Here is a 13,762-nt window from a genome sequence, read left to right as displayed (position 1 = left end):
GACGGTGACGTTTGAGCAGCGCTGCTAAGCTCGCGCCATGGACGTCGCCTTCACCTTCGTTTGCCTCGCCGCCAACCAAGTCGCGGTGCACCGCGAACTTTCGACGCTGCCGCCGGACCAATGTCGCCAGCGGGCCTTCCAACTCCTTCGCGATCATGCCGCCGCCGCAACGGTCGAAATCTGGCGCGACGAGGCGGTCTGGGAAGTCATCGCCCGTGACGGGGTGCGCGCCATCCGGGCCGAACCGGCCGACCCGAACGCCCAGGCCGTCGCGGCGGCGGGCGTGGCCGAGAGCTCGCGGCCTGAGACCTGAGCGCAGTCCTGCTTGCCGCTCGGCTGGCGCATGGTCCGGCGACGTCAGCAGAAGTTGCGGCTGCGGCGCGCCCAGGCCAGGTCGCCCGCATCGCTGGACCTGGATTGTAGCTTGCCCAGCACCCCGCTGAGGTCGTGGAGCTGGTAGGCGACCAGATGGACCACATCGCCCTCGCGCTGAACCCGGGCGTCGACGCCGATCATGTGGGCCGACAGGGCGATTGCCCTCTGCTTTTCGTAGAGCGTCTTCCAGATGACGAGGTTGGCCACGCCGGTCTCGTCCTCGATGGTCATGAACATCACCCCCTTGGCCGTGCCGGGCATCTGGCGGACCAGGACTAGGCCCGCCGTCTTGACGAACCGGCCGTCCTTGGCGCTCGCCGCCGTCTTGCAGGGCGCGCGCCCCAACGCGGTGAGGTCCTCGCGCAGCAAGGCCAGCGGATGGCGGCGCAAGCTGAGGCCCAGGTGGCTGAAGTCCTCGATGATCTCGCGGCCTTCCGTCATCGGTTTCAGGGCTGGCGCCGGCTCGTTGAGCTCGGACGCGCCGGCATGGTCGAACAGCGGCAAGGCCGCATCGCGCAGCGCCTTGATGGCCCACGATGCCTGGCGGCGCTGCTGCTGCAGTTCGGGCCCGAAGGCGTCGGCCCGCGCCAGCGCGTCCAGCGCGCCGGTCCCGATCCCCGAGCGCCGCGCGACCTCGTCGATGGCCTGATAGGGATCCTCGCCGCGGGCCAGGATCAGTTGCGCCGCGTCGGTCTCCTTCAGCCCGCGCACGAGGCGCAAGCCCAGCCGCACGGCGAACCGGCCGGTGTCGCCAAGCGATTCGAGCGTGCAGTCCCAGCGCGAGGCGTTGACGCACACAGGGCGGAGCTCGACGCCGTGCTCCTTGGCGTCGCGGACGATCTCCTTGGGCTGGTAGAAGCCCATCGGTTGGCTGTTGAGCAGGGCCGCGCAGAAGATGTCGGGGTGGTGGCATTTGAGCCAGGACGAGGCGTAGGCCAAAAGCGCAAAGCTGGCGGCGTGGCTTTCCGGAAAGCCGTAACTGCCAAAGCCCTCCAACTGGGCGAAGGTCTGCAGGGCGAAGGCCTCGTCATAGCCGCGCGCCACCATGCCGCCGACCAGCTTGTCTCGAAAATGCGAGACGCCGCCGGTGAACTTGAAGGTCGCCATGGCCCGCCGCAATTGGTCCGCCTCGCCGGGCGTGAACCCCGCGCACTCGATCGCCACCCGCATGGCCTGCTCCTGGAAGAGCGGAACGCCCAGGGTCTTGCCCAGCACCTTCTCCAGCTCGGGCTTGGGGTAGCTGACCGCCTCCTTGCCTTCGCGGCGGCGAAGATAGGGGTGGACCATGTCGCCCTGGATCGGGCCAGGGCGGACGATGGCCACCTCGATGACCAGGTCGTAGAAGCTGCGGGGCTTCAGGCGCGGCAGCATCGCCATCTGGGCCCGGGACTCGATCTGGAAGACGCCCAGGGTGTCGGCCCGCCGGATCATCGCATAGGTGCGCGGATCCTCCGGCGGGATGGTGGCCAGGTCGAGGGCCACGTCCTTGTGCTGTTGCAAGAGGTCCAGGCCGCGCTTGAGGCAGGTCAGCATGCCCAGCGCCAGGCAGTCGACCTTCATGAACTTCAGCTCGTCGATGTCATCCTTGTCCCACTCGATGATCTGGCGGCCGTCCATGCGCGCCGGCTCGATGGGCACGAGCTCGTCGAGCCGGTCCTGGGTCAGGACGAAGCCGCCCGGATGCTGGCTGAAGTGGCGGGGCGTGTTGAGCAGTTGGCTGGCCAGCTCCAGGGTCAGGCGCAGGCGCCGGTCGGTCAGGTCCAGGCCGATCTCGCGGGCGTGCTTGTCCTCGATCTGCTCGCGCGAGAAGCTCCAGACCTGATTGCCCAGGGCCTCGGTCATGTCCTCGGGCAAGCCCAGGACCTTGCCCACGTCCTTGACCGCGCCACGTGGCCGAAACCGTTGGACGACCGCCACCAGCGCCGCGCGATGGCGGCCGTAGGTTTCGAAGACCCACTGCATCACCGTCTCGCGGCGACCGTGCTCGAAGTCGACATCGATGTCGGGCGGCTCGTTGCGCTCCTGGGACACGAAGCGCTCGAAGAGCAGGTCGTTGCGCTCGGGATCGATGCTGGTGATGCCGAGGACGTAGCAGACCGCCGAATTGGCGGCCGAGCCGCGGCCCTGGCAGAGAATGTCCTGGCTGCGAGCGAACTGGACGATCGAATTGACGGTCAGGAAGTAGGGCGCGTAGCCGAGCGCGCCGATCAGCTTCAACTCGTGGGCCAGCAGCCGGCGCACCTCCGGGGTCACCCCGTCCGGGAAACGGCGGGCCGCGCCCTCCCAGGTCAGGCGCTCGAGCGTTTCCTGGGCGGTGCGGCCCGCCTCCACCACCTCGTGCGGGTACTGGTAGGTCAGCTCGTCGAGGCTGAAGGTGCAGCGCGCGGCGATGGCGACCGAGGCGGCCAGGGCCTGGCGGTGCTTGGCCAGCAAGCGGTGCATCTCGGCCGGCGCCTTCAGGTACCGGTCGGCCTCGCGCTCGCGCCGGAAGCCCGCGTCGTCGATGGTGGTCTTCTCGCGGATGCAGGTGACGACGTCCTGCAGCAGACGCAGCGCCTTGTCGTGCATCAGGACGCGGTTGGTCGCCACCGGGACGACGCCGGCGGCCCAAGCCATGCGCTCCAGCGCGTAGAGCCGCAGCGCCTCGCCCGGTCGCCGCCGCAAGGTCAAGGCCAGGTGGGCGTCGGGCCCGAAGATCGCCGCCACCTTCTTCAGCTGCAGCGCGCAGGCCGCGTCGGCCTCCTTGGGGACCAGGATGGCGATCATTCCGTCGGCGTGGGCGGCCAGGTCCTCGAAGCCGAGGTCGCACGCGCCCTTGCCGGCCCGGGCCTTGCCCAGCGACAGCAGCCGGCACAGGCGCGCGTAGGCGGCCCGGTCGGTGGGAAACACCAGGACGGTGGCGCCCTCGCGTAAGGCCAGCTCGCAGCCGACGACCAGGCGCACGCCCGTGGCCTTGGCCGCGACGTGGGCGCGGACCAGGCCCGCCACGCTGTTGCGATCGCAGATCGCCAGGGCGCGATAGCCCAGGCGCGCGGCCTCCTCGAAGAGTTCGCCGGGCGAGGAGACCCCGCGCAGCAGCGAGAAGTGCGATGCGCAGTGCAGCTCGACATAGTCGCCGAGATCCGCGGGCAGGCCCGGGTCGCCTTCGGGAGGGGCGCGGCTCATCCGAACACGCCGTGCAGGTACCAGCGCTGCGAGCCGGAGGCGGCGTCCTCGCCGTCGCCGTCGCGGAAGATCCAGAACCGCTCGCCGCCCTCGTCCTCGACCTGGAAGTAGTCGCGGCTGCGGGTCAGTTCCGCGTCCGAGCGCCACCACTCGCCAAAGACCCGCTCAGGTCCGTCGGCGCGGGCGACCCGGCGGCGCACCCCGCGCCAGGTGAAGGCCACCGGCGGGTGGTCGGGCAGGGCCGCCAGGGTCTCGATCGGCTCGGGGTGACGAAAGAGCCGCTCGGGACGTGGCCAGGGCGTGGCCTCGCCGGTCTCGGCGGGCGACAGCGCCGGCGCCCTCTTGACCGAGCGTTCGGGCAGGTCGCTGGGCACGTTGACGATCTTGTAGACCGCCTCGGCCCCGAGGCGCACGGTCAGGGTGTCGACGAGCCCGGCGATGTCGGCGGCGGGGCGGCTGGCGCCGATGGCGTCGCCCTGACGCCAGCCCAGCGGCTCGGCCCCCGGCGCGGCCAGCAGCATCGTCTCGACCCCAAAGCCCGGATCGACCGTCTCCAGCTTCTCGCACAAGAGCTTGGCCAGGCGCGGGACGTCGCGGGAGGGCTGGGCCAGGCTGATCCGGGCGGTCTCGACGCGGTTATCGACCCGCATGAAGTAGGCGTCCAGGCGCCGGGCCCCGAGGCCAACCGCCTCCAGGGCCGCGCAGAGCTCGCCGGTCAGCTGGCCAAGATAGCGGGCCATGGTCTCATGCGCGCCGATCGGCTCGGCGAAGACGCGGCGCACGCGCAAGGTTTCGGGCGCCAGCACCGGCTCGATCGGCTCGGCCGTGCGCCCGAACGCCTGGTCCAGGCGGCGCACCGGCTCCATCCCGAGGCGGTGGGCCAAGGGGCCCTTCTTGGTCGCCTCCAATTCGCCGATCGTGTCGAACCCGAGGCGCGACAGGGTCTGGACAAGGTCCGCCGGCAGCCGCAGCGCCGCCACCGGCAAGTCCTTCAGCGCCCGGCCCGTGCTCCCCGGCTCGACCACGAAGATCGATCGCCGCGAATAGCGGGCCAGGGCGTGGGCGCCGCCCCAGCTGTCGGCGATCGCCAACTGGGCCGCGTAGCCGGCCTTGGCCAGGCGCGCGCGCAGGTCGATCAGCATCTTCTCCTCGCCGCCGAACAGGTGGGCGCAGCCGGTGGCGTCGATGACCAGGCCCTCGGCGCCGTCCGGCGCGACGACCGGCGAGAAGCGGCGTTGCGCCCAGAGCGCCAACCGCATCAGGGCGGCGGCGTCGCCTTCCGCGTCGAGATCGTGGAGGACGAGGCCCTTGGTCATGGCCGTGGCCTGGGCGACCGCCTGGCCGATCCGCAGGCCCGCCTCGACGGCGGCCGGGTTCATCGCGGCCACGGCGCGGCGACGACCGATGCGCCCGACCATCGCCACTGGCGTGTCAGGCGGCGGCGCGGCCTTGCCCATGGTCTTGGCCTGCGTGCGCGCCAGCCGGTCGGTCGGCCAGTGGGGCAGGAAGACGGAGATGACCCTTTGCGTCACAGGCTTCTATCTCAAGGTCGAAGGCTTGCCCGGCGCGGCAACGGAAGAGTTCGAGAAACCAGCGGGCGGGACCGACGCCGGCGGTGGGCAGGGGTGAGGAGGGCATGGCCGAGACCCGCCATCGGCTGTAGGCCGCCGTCGGCCGGCCGAGCTCCGCGGCGTCGGCGGTCCGTTTCCAGCGGCGGATGGCGATGGCCATCTGCCCGCTCTTCTCGGCCGCCAGCTGCAGTCTTCGCGAGGCCGTCATCGAGAGCTTGGAGACCTCGCCGACCACGCCCGCCAAGCCCGGCCAGCGTAAGCCTTCTTCCATCGACGCCAGCACACCGTCCTCATCGCCGGCGTCGGCGAAGATGATTCGGTCGGGCGGCAGGCCGACCCGGGCCAGGGCAGGCGCGAAGAGATCCGGATGGCGCCGGCACCAGAGCACCGGACCGTCCATGCGCGCCAGGACGCCGGCGGCGAACTTGGCGGCGGCCGCGCCGTGCAGGGCGCCGTCCGCCCCGCCGGCCACCTCGTGCAGCGCCCCGACCGGCAGACCGCCATCAGGGAGGCGATCGTCGATTTCCGCCACCCCGAACGGCAGCACCGCGCGGCTAGCCTGGCTCTCGATTTCGAGGGCGCGGACCTGGCGGCGGAGCGCGTCGAGCGCGGCAGGGGTGCGTGAGGGGTTCATGCTGACAAAATGACTGTGTTCCATCTTTGTTCTCGCCGGTTGGCGAGAGTCAACGGGGCCAGGGGTGCGGCGCAGGCGCGCGCCAAGGCCAAGATGCAGGCGGGCCAAGGGTTTGAGAGGAATCAGAATTTTTTGGCGGCGACCGAAGTTGACGTAAGCTTGGCTGGCTTGAGCGCATGGCGCCGACCGTCAAACGACAACTGGCGAGGAACCCGCCTTCGTCTTCGCGCCTTCGTCCCCCAAACGGGGAGACGCGCCATGTCAGACGACACGTCCAAGACCGGCCCGCAAGACGCCAGCCGCATCAACATGAACGAGGACTACGAGGTCCGCTATTGGACCAAGACCCTTGGCGTATCGGCCGACGTGCTGCAGCAGGCGGTCAACGAGGCCGGGCCGTCCGTCGAGAAGGTTCGCCAGTTCCTCGCCAGCGGCAGTTGACCTTGGACCCGCCGTCCGACCAGCGCCGACCGGGCTATTCGCGCCTGGTCCTGGCGATCGTCTTCCTCGTGGCGATGGTCTGCGCCGCCTTCCTCGTGATCTTCGCCTTTGGCGCCAATAGGGACCGTTTTCCATGCCTGGGCTCGGATTGTCTGACACGCGCGCCCAACGCTGGCGGCGCCGGCCGCTCGTCGTCCTTCGCCGCGCCTGGGCCTATCTGCAGCGGCGGCAGGACGCCGTCACCGCCCGGCGCGACCCGTACGCGGCGCTCAACGTCGGTGAGTTGATCGCACAACTGCGGCGGTTCGACCCTGACATGCGGGTCGTGATGCCGGGCGAGATGCTGAATTGGACCGAGGTCCACGAGGCCCATCTCGACATCTTCGTGTCCGAAAAAACAGCCCCGAGACGCTGGAGATGGCCGACGATGGCGACCCGGACGCGATCCTGGTCGTGCGGCTGTTTGGCTCGCCCGACGACGACTAGCCGTCCCATGCGGCGCCCGAAACGGCATCAGCGGCAAAGCCGCCGACGATGCCGGCCGATTGGCGTTGGCCCGTTTGATCCGTAGGCTTCGGCGATGGTCCAGCCCAGCCTGCCCTCCTGGTGGCCGAAAGCCGAGCGCGCGGCCCGCGCGTTCAAGGCCACGACCCACCGCGCCAAGGGCGCCAAGCACTCGGTGTATGTCGTCATGCTGCACGACCCGCGCCGCGCCGATCCCTGGGGCCTCTATGTCGGCCAGACCTCGCGCGATCCGGACCTGCGCTTCGACCAGCACAAGACCGGCTACAAGGCCAGCAGCGCGGCCAAGCGTTTCGGGGTCCGGCTCGTGCCGGTCCTGACCGAGCACCTCAATCCGATGCGCCAGTGGGAGTCGTTGGACCTGGAGGCGGCGCTAGCCCAGGCCTTCCGGGACGCCGGCGTGCCGTGGGTCGAAGGCGGGCATTGACGGGCGGCTACGCCACGCGCGGCGGCGGGTCGTATGGGCGGTCGTCGTCCGGCGCGAGCGGCGGTCCCGGATCCTCGAAGGGAATGATCGGCTCGCCGAATTCGGGCGGGGGCCCGTCGGGCGGGATCTCCGGCGGCGGGCCGCCGGGCTCGGGATGGGGTGGTGGGGGTGCGAACGGATCGGACATGGATTACCTCCGTTCCGAAACGTCGGGAGGCCCTTGTCGCTCCCCGAACCTGGCCTGACGCGGACCAGGACTGACCTGGCCCACTCGCCGCGGAGATCGCCCTGGATGTCGAACCGACCGCCTTCCACGCTGCAGCGGCCGCCCGAACAGCTCGTCCGCCGCTTTCACCTGGGGCAGGTGGGGACCGACACGGTGAGGACCTTCCTGACCAAGGGCTATTCACTCGCCATCTGCTGTCGCGAATGCCCACGGCTGATCGAATGGACGCCGGAGGACCTGCTCGAGAACTTTGGCGACCGCACCCACGTCAAGATCGCCGACATCGCCGCGCGGCTGTCCTGCGCTGGCGAGGAGGGGTGCGGGTCCACCGACGTGGCTGTCTTCCCCCACCTCTACGACGGGCCCTGGTCGTGGACGCCGCCGGACACGGGCCGCTAGGCGGGGACGACCTCGTCGCTCTTGCCGCCGATGGCCACGATCTTCAGGCGATCGGGCAAGGGGCGTTGCAGCTTGGCGACCTCGGTCCAAGGCGCGTCGCTCATCCAGAGGTCCCACTCTTCCGGCTCGGTCAGGATCACCGGCATGGCCTTGGAGTGGTAGGTCTTGACCGGCTGGGCCGAGTCCGTCGTCAGGAAGCCGTAGGCGACGATCTCCTCCCAGCCCTTGCTGATCATTCGCACGCAGGCATGTGGGGTCCAGATCCCCGCGAAGAAGGCGATGGGCCGGCTCTCATCCAGGGCGAACCAGATGTTCTTGCGGGTCCGCTCGTGATCCTGGTCGGGCTCGGCGAACGAGGTGAACGGCACCAGGCAGCGGCTGCCGGCGCCAAGCCACGGCGCCCAATGCTGGTTGGTGCGTCCGGTCGTCGTGCTGGTGGTGTTGCGAATGTTGGTGGTGCCCTTGTCCGGCTCCATCTTCAGAAGCTCGGCGAAGTCGAACTCCGTGCCCTTGGCCCGCAGCTTGTCGGCGCGCAGGCTCGCCGCCTCGCGCAGGCCCTGCTTGGAAGACGGCATGCCCCACCGCGCGTCGCGCATGATCCGCTGGCCGTCCTCGCCATGGGTGATGATCGGCGCGGCGTAGTCGGGATAGATCCCCGGCATGGGCGGCTGGTTGTTGTTGAGGTCGGACATCGCGCGCGCCAGGGCCGCGACTTCGGCGCGGGCCTTCATCAAGGCATAGAGGTTGCACATCCGAGGGGGCGCTCCAGAAGACCAAGGATCCCAACGCTAACGATCAGGCGCGTGGGTGCAAGATGGACGCGGCCTTAGGCCGCCCTCAGCCAGATCCGCGCATGCCACCATCCCAGCGGCGCGGCCTCGGGATCGCCCAGGGCGTCGAAGAAGACCTCCGCGTGCTGGGCGCGTGGATGGTGCAGCAAGGCGGACGGGGGAGCGCCCTGGCCATGGAGCTCGACCTCTGGCGGCCGATCGGGCCGGGTCTGGTCGAGGACGGGCCCGTCACCTTCCGGCTCGTCGAGCCAGACGACGACCTGGCCGTCGCGGCCGGCCCCCAAGTGCATGGTGGACGGGTGGGTTTCGAGGTAGCCGCGATCGCCGATGACGTCGACGGCGATCAGCGACCGAGCGCGTGGGGTGCGGGTCATGGGTAGGACCGTGGACCGTTGGAAAGGGGTGGCAAGGCGTTTGACTCTCGCGAAGGAACGGCCGCCGCGGCGTCCAGGTCCCAGAGTGACCGGGCTAGCGCAACTGGCTGTCCTTGCTGCCGCGGCGATTGATGCTGCTGAAGACGACCTGCTTGTCGCGCCCCGCCTGGCATTCGATGCACGTGCGACAGCCGGGCAGGGCGCGCCGGCGCGCCTCGGGAATGTCCTCGCCGCATTCGACGCAGAACAGCAGGCTTTCTCCGGCCGGGAGGCGGGCGCGTGCGTTGAGAACCCCGTCGGTGACGGTGTCTTCGATCTGATCCAGAACGCCCCCGTCGTGGGTCCATCCACCAGCCATGAGCCTCGAAACTCCCGTGTCTTGTCAGGGTCTTAGATAGGAATTTCCGCCTGGTTCTCCAGGTCGCCGGGCTGTGATCTGGGCGGTCAGATTGTCGCGGTGGTCAGACCGGAATGCTGTCGGCCTCTTCGGTTAGGCGTTGCGACAGCTTCAGTTCCCGGCGCTTGAAGGCGGCGGCCGCGGCCCGGCGCAAAAGGCGGTGGGCGGCGGCGGGAAAGCGGGCGCGCAGCTTGGCCGCCCAGGCCTCGGCCTGGTCCGGCTCGACCTTGGCCCCGTCGCCCCGGTCGATGATCATTTGGCTGGCTTCGGCCAAGGCGGGCCAGGCCATCAGGACGGCCAGGCCCCTCTGGAAGTCGTCGTGCGCGCGGGCATAGGCGAAGACCTCGCCCTCGGCCTCGACGTCGTCGAAGCCGTCGAGGCGTCCGACGAAGGCCTTGGCCCGAGCGACGTCCAGGGTGCGCTGGAACGAAGCCCAACGCACCGCCTGGGCGCCGGCGGTGTCGCCGGCGGCCTCCAGGTAGTCGATCCAGGCGGTCTCCCACTCGAAGTCCGGTGCGGCCAAGCGCCCGCGCAAGCCCCTCGGCTTGGGCGCGGCGCGCCGCAGGACCTCGCCCGCCATCTCGATCTGGCCGGCCGCCAACCACCGGCGCGCCACGGCGATCGCCACCGTCGGCGTCTCCAGGGCCGGGGCGGCGTAGGTGGCGGCGTAGGCCTCGACGTCGCCGGCCGCGTCGGCCAGGTGGCGGATGACGACGATCCAGCCGGGCGCGGCCTTGGCGCGCGCCTGGGCCAGGGTCAGGGCGATCTGGTCCGTCGCCTTGGGCGTCGCCGCCAAGGCGCGCGGCATCCAGTGCGACCACGCCTGGGGCGCGGCGGCCGCCGCATCGACCAGGGCGTTGGCGGCGAGGTGCGGATCATGGCCGGCCAACAGGCGGCCAAGGTCGCCCGCCGCTTGAGCGTAGACGGCCTCGAAGGCGTCCTCTCGCTCGCGCAGGCGCGGCGAGGTCTGGGCGTAGGTCGCCAGGAAGCGCCAGAGCCGCTCCAGGGCCGCGTCCGGCTCCTGGCGACCGAGGCGCTCGGCGATCAGGCCGCGCAGGGCGTCCAGGTCGCGCAGGAAGGCGGGCTTCTGGCGCCAGGTGACCTGGCCTCGGCTGGTCTCCAAGGCGCCCAGTCGTTTGTCGATCTCGGGGACGAGATGGGTCGCGCCGAGGCCAGCGGCCAATTCCATGCGCAGCCGGCGCTTGAGGTCCGTCCGGGTCTCGGCGACCTCGACCAGGATTTCCGCCAAGCGATCGACGCCGAGCCCGGCGAGGTTCTCGGCGGTCACCTTCTTTTGGCTGGCGAGGCTTGGCTTGGCCATGAGGCCTGAACGGGTATGGCGGTCAGATGATCCGCCGAAGGTCGGGTTCGCCGGCGATCGACGGGGGTCTTTGCCGGGCGCTCCCGCGCCCGTGGGACTTGGGGCTCCGCCCCCGGCGCACTTCGGATCGTCTTCCGCCCAGCTTCGGGCGCCCCGCGCCGCCTCGCCACGACGAACCCTCACGCCCTGCAGCCGGGTCCCCGCGAAGCCGCCCCTCCGTTTGCACCCCCGGTCTCGCCGACGGGCAAGGCCGCAGGCGCGCCTTGCGCCTGCGACCAGCCCCTAGGAGGCAGACATGACCATCCAAGCCCAGCCCGCTCTAACCGCCAGCAAGGCCGAGCGGCCCCTGATCCAGACCGGCGAGGTGCGTGAAATCGCCCTCAACAAGCTGAAGGCCTCGCCCAAGAACGTGCGCCGCGTCAGCCACAGCGCCCAGGATATCGAGGCTCGCGCGGCCAGCATCCGCTACAAGGGCCTTCTCCAGCCCCTGGTGGTGGAGCCCGAGGTGAAGGAGAGCGGCGAGGCCAGCGGCTACTACCTCGTCACCATCGGCGAAGGCCGCCGTCAGGCCCTTCGGCTGCTGGCCAAGCGCAAGCTGCTGGGCAAGGCCGAGCCGGTGCGCTGCGTGGTGGATACGCTCAACGATCCTGGCGAGATTTCCCTCGATGAGAACACCTCGCGCTGCGACATGCACCCGGCCGACCAGTTCGAAGCCTGGAAAGATCTCGCCGAGCGCAAGGGCTACAGCGCCGAGGAGATCGCGGCGCGGTCGGGCGTCTCGCCCAACACCGTGCGCCAACGCCTGCGCATGGGCGCGGTCGCGCCCGCCCTGCTCGACCTCTACCGCGAGGGCGGCCTGACCCTGGACCAGATCATGGCCTTCGCGGTCAATCCCGACACCGAGCGGCAGATGCAGGTCTACGCCCAGTTGGCGCCGCACCAGCGCCAGACCTACGCCATCCGCCGCGCCATGACCCAGGCCAAGGTCGCGGCCGACGACCCGCGCGCCCTCTATGTGGGCGTCGACGCCTATGTCGCGGCGGGCGGCGCCTTGCTCGTGGACCTCTTCACGGAGGCGGGCGAGGGCTGGCTGGAAGATGTCGGCTTGCTCGACAGGCTGGTGGCCGAGAAACTGCAGGCCGAGGCCGTCGCCTTGCGTGACGCCGAGGGGTGGAAGTGGACCGCCGCCTATCTGGCCTACCCCAATGATCATGGCTTTGGGCGCATCTGGGAGCGCGTCTTGCCGCGCGCGCCGGAAGAGGAGGCTCTGCGCAACAGCCTCTACGCCGAGCGCGATGGACTGATCGAGCGCTACCCCGATCTTGCCGAACTGCCCGAGGATGCCGAGGCCCGGCTGAGCCAGATCGACCAGGAACTGGACGCCCTGGCCGAGTCCTACGGCTTCGATCCGGTGGAGAAGGCGCGCGCGGGCGCCTTCGTGGTCTTGGGCTACGACGGCGAGACCCGGATCGAGCGCGGCTACGTCCGGCCCGAGGACGAGCCGTTGGTCGAGGCCGAAACCGAAGCCGAGGCGGACGACGCGGCCCAGGCGAAGGGCGACGGCGACGACGAGGCCGAAGACGACGAGGACGACGCGCCCGGCCAATTCGAGGAGCCGCTCGGCGAGGCCAACGCGCCGATTTCGCCGCGCATTCGCGCCGACCTGACCGCCCATCGCAGCACCGCCCTGCGTCACGCCCTGGCCCAGGACCCGGACCTCGCCTTGGTCGCCTTGACCCATGCCCTGCTGTTGCGGGTGTTCCGGGGGAGCGGCGGCTACGCCTCGTGCCTGGACGTCAAGCTCGGCTCTCGCAACCTCGCGGCCGATGGCGACGGGATCGAGGACAGCCCCGCCGCCCGCGCCAACGCCGAGCGCCATGACGCCTGGGCGCGGCAGATGCCCGACGACCCCGAGGCCTACTGGGCGTTCGTGGTCGGGCTCGACGCCGACAGCCGCATGAGCCTCATGGCCCACTGCGTGAGCCTGTCGCTGGACGCGGTGCGCGGGTGGGACAACCGGCCGATGGCGTGGAAGCACGCCGACCGGCTGGCCAGCGCCCTGGACCTGGACATGAGCGACTGGTGGTCTCCGACCGCCCATCGTTACCTCGGGGCGGTCACCAAGGGACAAATCCTCGACGCGGTGACCGAAGCCGTCTCGCCAGAGGCGGCCGAGCGCCTGACCGGCCTGCGCAAGACCGAAATGATCGAGGCGGCCGAGCCGCAGTTGGTCGGCGCGCGGTGGCTCCCGGCCTGCCTGCGCACGCCAGGGCGGCCCTTGCCATGGGCGAAGGCGGCCGAGGTCGACGAAGTGGCGGGTTCAAAACCGGCTGAAACGGCGGCCGAGGGTGAGCCCGACGCTGAGGCCGAAGCGCACAGCGCGGCGGACTAGGTGCGGCGCGGGGCGGGCGACAGGCCCGCCCCGGATGGCCATGACGCGTGAGGCGCGGTCGATCCCAAGGGATCGACCGCGCCTTCATTCGGCTTTGCGTTCCGTGCGACTGGCGCGTGGAGGTTGAGGCCTCGCGACGGGGGGCGCCCCTTCCGGGGCGCCCCTTGGGCGTCAGTCGGCCTGGGGGGCGCTACGTGACCAGACCAAGTGTGGACGCCGTCGATGACCACCAGGGCGGCGTTGACCGGCTCGCGGTCACCGATCTTGGCCAGCGTCACCGACAGGGTCGCGTCGCCGCCCTCGTCGATCGTCCTCCAGGCCGCCCCCAGGTCCGCCTGTCCGGCAAGGACCCGAACGTCGGGACCGCGCGCGCCGGTCTTCTCGCGAGGGCGGATGCGCACGGTCCCGGCGTTGGGGGCGAGGACGCGGACGGCGCCCAAGCCCAAACCGCCAGCGTCGGCGGCGAAGGACCGATCGTAGCCGTTGAAGTCTTCCGGCTGTCTCCAGCGCGTCCATCCGCGATCTCTCATGGCCCGATCTGACCGGGGCCGGAGGCCCGGCAACCTCGTCGGCCGACTTTCATCCCCTGGCGGCGCGCCGCCATTCCTCGCGAGGCAAGAAACTCGCCGCCTTCGGTCCTGCGGCAAGCCTGCGGGCGCGCAAGGCGCGCTGCCGATCCTCCTGTCGCCCCCGGTCCTGGGATCGCCATCGAGGTCGCGATGGTCGC

Annotated in this window: 14 protein-coding genes; 5 read left to right on the top strand and 9 right to left on the bottom strand. The window is 70.5% G+C overall.

The features are described from left to right. The first annotated feature begins 37 nt into the window (after positions 1-37). The gene (locus AC07YH_RS01225) at positions 38-313 is read left to right on the top strand and encodes a hypothetical protein (RefSeq protein WP_494745193.1); all 276 of its coding nucleotides are present in this window, start codon (positions 38-40) and stop codon (positions 311-313) included. A 44-nt stretch (positions 314-357) separates the two neighbouring features. Here AC07YH_RS01225 and AC07YH_RS01220 read toward each other — a convergent pair whose 3' ends face one another. From AC07YH_RS01220 to AC07YH_RS01210, 3 genes are read right to left on the bottom strand one after another with little or no spacing between them, the layout of a single operon-like run. Continuing rightward, the gene (locus AC07YH_RS01220; protein ID WP_494745192.1) at positions 358-3,540 is read right to left on the bottom strand and encodes an error-prone DNA polymerase; all 3,183 of its coding nucleotides are present in this window, start codon (positions 3,538-3,540) and stop codon (positions 358-360) included. Further along, positions 3,537-5,072 carry a Y-family DNA polymerase gene (locus tag AC07YH_RS01215; protein ID WP_494745191.1) on the bottom strand — a complete coding sequence of 512 codons (1,536 nt, stop codon included), beginning with the start codon at positions 5,070-5,072 and terminating at the stop codon, positions 3,537-3,539. The genes AC07YH_RS01220 and AC07YH_RS01215 overlap by 4 nt, the downstream gene beginning before the upstream one ends. Further along, positions 4,972-5,769 (bottom strand): ImuA family protein, encoded by a 798-nt coding sequence (locus AC07YH_RS01210; RefSeq protein WP_494745190.1) that lies wholly within the window; start codon positions 5,767-5,769, stop codon positions 4,972-4,974. Before AC07YH_RS01210 ends, AC07YH_RS01215 begins: the two co-directional genes overlap by 101 nt. A 234-nt stretch (positions 5,770-6,003) precedes the next feature. Here AC07YH_RS01210 and AC07YH_RS01205 point away from each other — a divergent pair, with 234 nt between their 5' ends. Together AC07YH_RS01205 and AC07YH_RS01200 are read left to right on the top strand one after the other, a co-directional pair. Beyond that, positions 6,004-6,186, top strand: a complete 183-nt coding sequence (locus tag AC07YH_RS01205; RefSeq protein ID WP_494745189.1) for a DUF3606 domain-containing protein — start codon at positions 6,004-6,006, stop codon at positions 6,184-6,186. A gap of 580 nt (positions 6,187-6,766) precedes the next feature. Further along, complete coding sequence (locus AC07YH_RS01200; RefSeq protein WP_494745188.1) at positions 6,767-7,135, top strand: hypothetical protein; 369 nt, start codon at positions 6,767-6,769, stop codon at positions 7,133-7,135. A gap of 7 nt (positions 7,136-7,142) precedes the next feature. Here the strand turns inward: AC07YH_RS01200 and AC07YH_RS01195 are convergent, their stop codons facing one another. Further along, positions 7,143-7,322 carry a hypothetical protein gene (locus AC07YH_RS01195; RefSeq protein ID WP_494745187.1) on the bottom strand — a complete coding sequence of 60 codons (180 nt, stop codon included), beginning with the start codon at positions 7,320-7,322 and terminating at the stop codon, positions 7,143-7,145. Positions 7,323-7,427: 105 nt separating this feature from the next. Between AC07YH_RS01195 and AC07YH_RS01190 the strand changes: the two genes are divergently transcribed. Continuing rightward, the gene (locus AC07YH_RS01190) at positions 7,428-7,760 is read left to right on the top strand and encodes a hypothetical protein (protein ID WP_494745186.1); all 333 of its coding nucleotides are present in this window, start codon (positions 7,428-7,430) and stop codon (positions 7,758-7,760) included. Here AC07YH_RS01190 and AC07YH_RS01185 read toward each other — a convergent pair. The 4 genes from AC07YH_RS01185 to AC07YH_RS01170 form a co-directional block, all read right to left on the bottom strand. After that, the gene (locus AC07YH_RS01185) at positions 7,757-8,512 is read right to left on the bottom strand and encodes an SOS response-associated peptidase family protein (protein WP_494745185.1); all 756 of its coding nucleotides are present in this window, start codon (positions 8,510-8,512) and stop codon (positions 7,757-7,759) included. The two genes, AC07YH_RS01190 and AC07YH_RS01185, sit on opposite strands and share 4 nt — an antisense overlap. Positions 8,513-8,586: 74 nt before the next feature. Next, the gene (locus AC07YH_RS01180; RefSeq protein ID WP_494745184.1) at positions 8,587-8,925 is read right to left on the bottom strand and encodes a hypothetical protein; all 339 of its coding nucleotides are present in this window, start codon (positions 8,923-8,925) and stop codon (positions 8,587-8,589) included. 94 nt (positions 8,926-9,019) lie between these two features. Next, positions 9,020-9,283 carry a DksA/TraR family C4-type zinc finger protein gene (locus AC07YH_RS01175; RefSeq protein ID WP_494745183.1) on the bottom strand — a complete coding sequence of 88 codons (264 nt, stop codon included), beginning with the start codon at positions 9,281-9,283 and terminating at the stop codon, positions 9,020-9,022. A 103-nt stretch (positions 9,284-9,386) separates the two neighbouring features. Next, complete coding sequence (locus AC07YH_RS01170; protein ID WP_494745182.1) at positions 9,387-10,643, bottom strand: DUF6880 family protein; 1,257 nt, start codon at positions 10,641-10,643, stop codon at positions 9,387-9,389. A gap of 295 nt (positions 10,644-10,938) precedes the next feature. Here AC07YH_RS01170 and AC07YH_RS01165 point away from each other — a divergent pair, with 295 nt between their 5' ends. Continuing rightward, entirely contained in the window at positions 10,939-13,035 is a 2,097-nt protein-coding gene (locus tag AC07YH_RS01165; RefSeq protein WP_494745181.1) for a ParB/RepB/Spo0J family partition protein, read from the top strand. On the opposite strand, the gene AC07YH_RS01160 is transcribed toward AC07YH_RS01165, so the two are convergent. Continuing rightward, the gene (locus AC07YH_RS01160; RefSeq protein WP_494745180.1) at positions 13,032-13,565 is read right to left on the bottom strand and encodes a DUF736 family protein; all 534 of its coding nucleotides are present in this window, start codon (positions 13,563-13,565) and stop codon (positions 13,032-13,034) included. The two genes, AC07YH_RS01165 and AC07YH_RS01160, sit on opposite strands and share 4 nt — an antisense overlap. Positions 13,566-13,762 lie beyond the last annotated feature (197 nt).

The sequence above is a fragment of the Caulobacter sp. GW456-12-1-14-TSB4 genome, assembly GCF_059424195.1.
This window is presented reverse-complemented; position numbering and strand designations above follow the sequence as displayed.

Excerpts from the sequence above, each read along its gene's own strand:
- AC07YH_RS01205 (WP_494745189.1), top strand. The coding sequence starts at position 6,004 with ATGTCAGACGACACGTCCAAGACCGGCCCGCAAGACGCCAGCCGCATC.
- AC07YH_RS01190 (WP_494745186.1), top strand. The coding sequence starts at position 7,428 with ATGTCGAACCGACCGCCTTCCACGCTGCAGCGGCCGCCCGAACAGCTC.
- AC07YH_RS01180 (WP_494745184.1), bottom strand. The coding sequence starts at position 8,925 with ATGACCCGCACCCCACGCGCTCGGTCGCTGATCGCCGTCGACGTCATC.
- AC07YH_RS01165 (WP_494745181.1), top strand. The coding sequence starts at position 10,939 with ATGACCATCCAAGCCCAGCCCGCTCTAACCGCCAGCAAGGCCGAGCGG.
- AC07YH_RS01170 (WP_494745182.1), bottom strand. The coding sequence starts at position 10,643 with ATGGCCAAGCCAAGCCTCGCCAGCCAAAAGAAGGTGACCGCCGAGAAC.
- AC07YH_RS01225 (WP_494745193.1), top strand. The coding sequence starts at position 38 with ATGGACGTCGCCTTCACCTTCGTTTGCCTCGCCGCCAACCAAGTCGCG.
- AC07YH_RS01195 (WP_494745187.1), bottom strand. The coding sequence starts at position 7,322 with ATGTCCGATCCGTTCGCACCCCCACCACCCCATCCCGAGCCCGGCGGC.
- AC07YH_RS01160 (WP_494745180.1), bottom strand. The coding sequence starts at position 13,565 with ATGAGAGATCGCGGATGGACGCGCTGGAGACAGCCGGAAGACTTCAAC.
- AC07YH_RS01175 (WP_494745183.1), bottom strand. The coding sequence starts at position 9,283 with ATGGCTGGTGGATGGACCCACGACGGGGGCGTTCTGGATCAGATCGAA.
- AC07YH_RS01210 (WP_494745190.1), bottom strand. The coding sequence starts at position 5,769 with ATGGAACACAGTCATTTTGTCAGCATGAACCCCTCACGCACCCCTGCC.
- AC07YH_RS01185 (WP_494745185.1), bottom strand. The coding sequence starts at position 8,512 with ATGTGCAACCTCTATGCCTTGATGAAGGCCCGCGCCGAAGTCGCGGCC.
- AC07YH_RS01200 (WP_494745188.1), top strand. The coding sequence starts at position 6,767 with ATGGTCCAGCCCAGCCTGCCCTCCTGGTGGCCGAAAGCCGAGCGCGCG.
- AC07YH_RS01220 (WP_494745192.1), bottom strand. The coding sequence starts at position 3,540 with ATGAGCCGCGCCCCTCCCGAAGGCGACCCGGGCCTGCCCGCGGATCTC.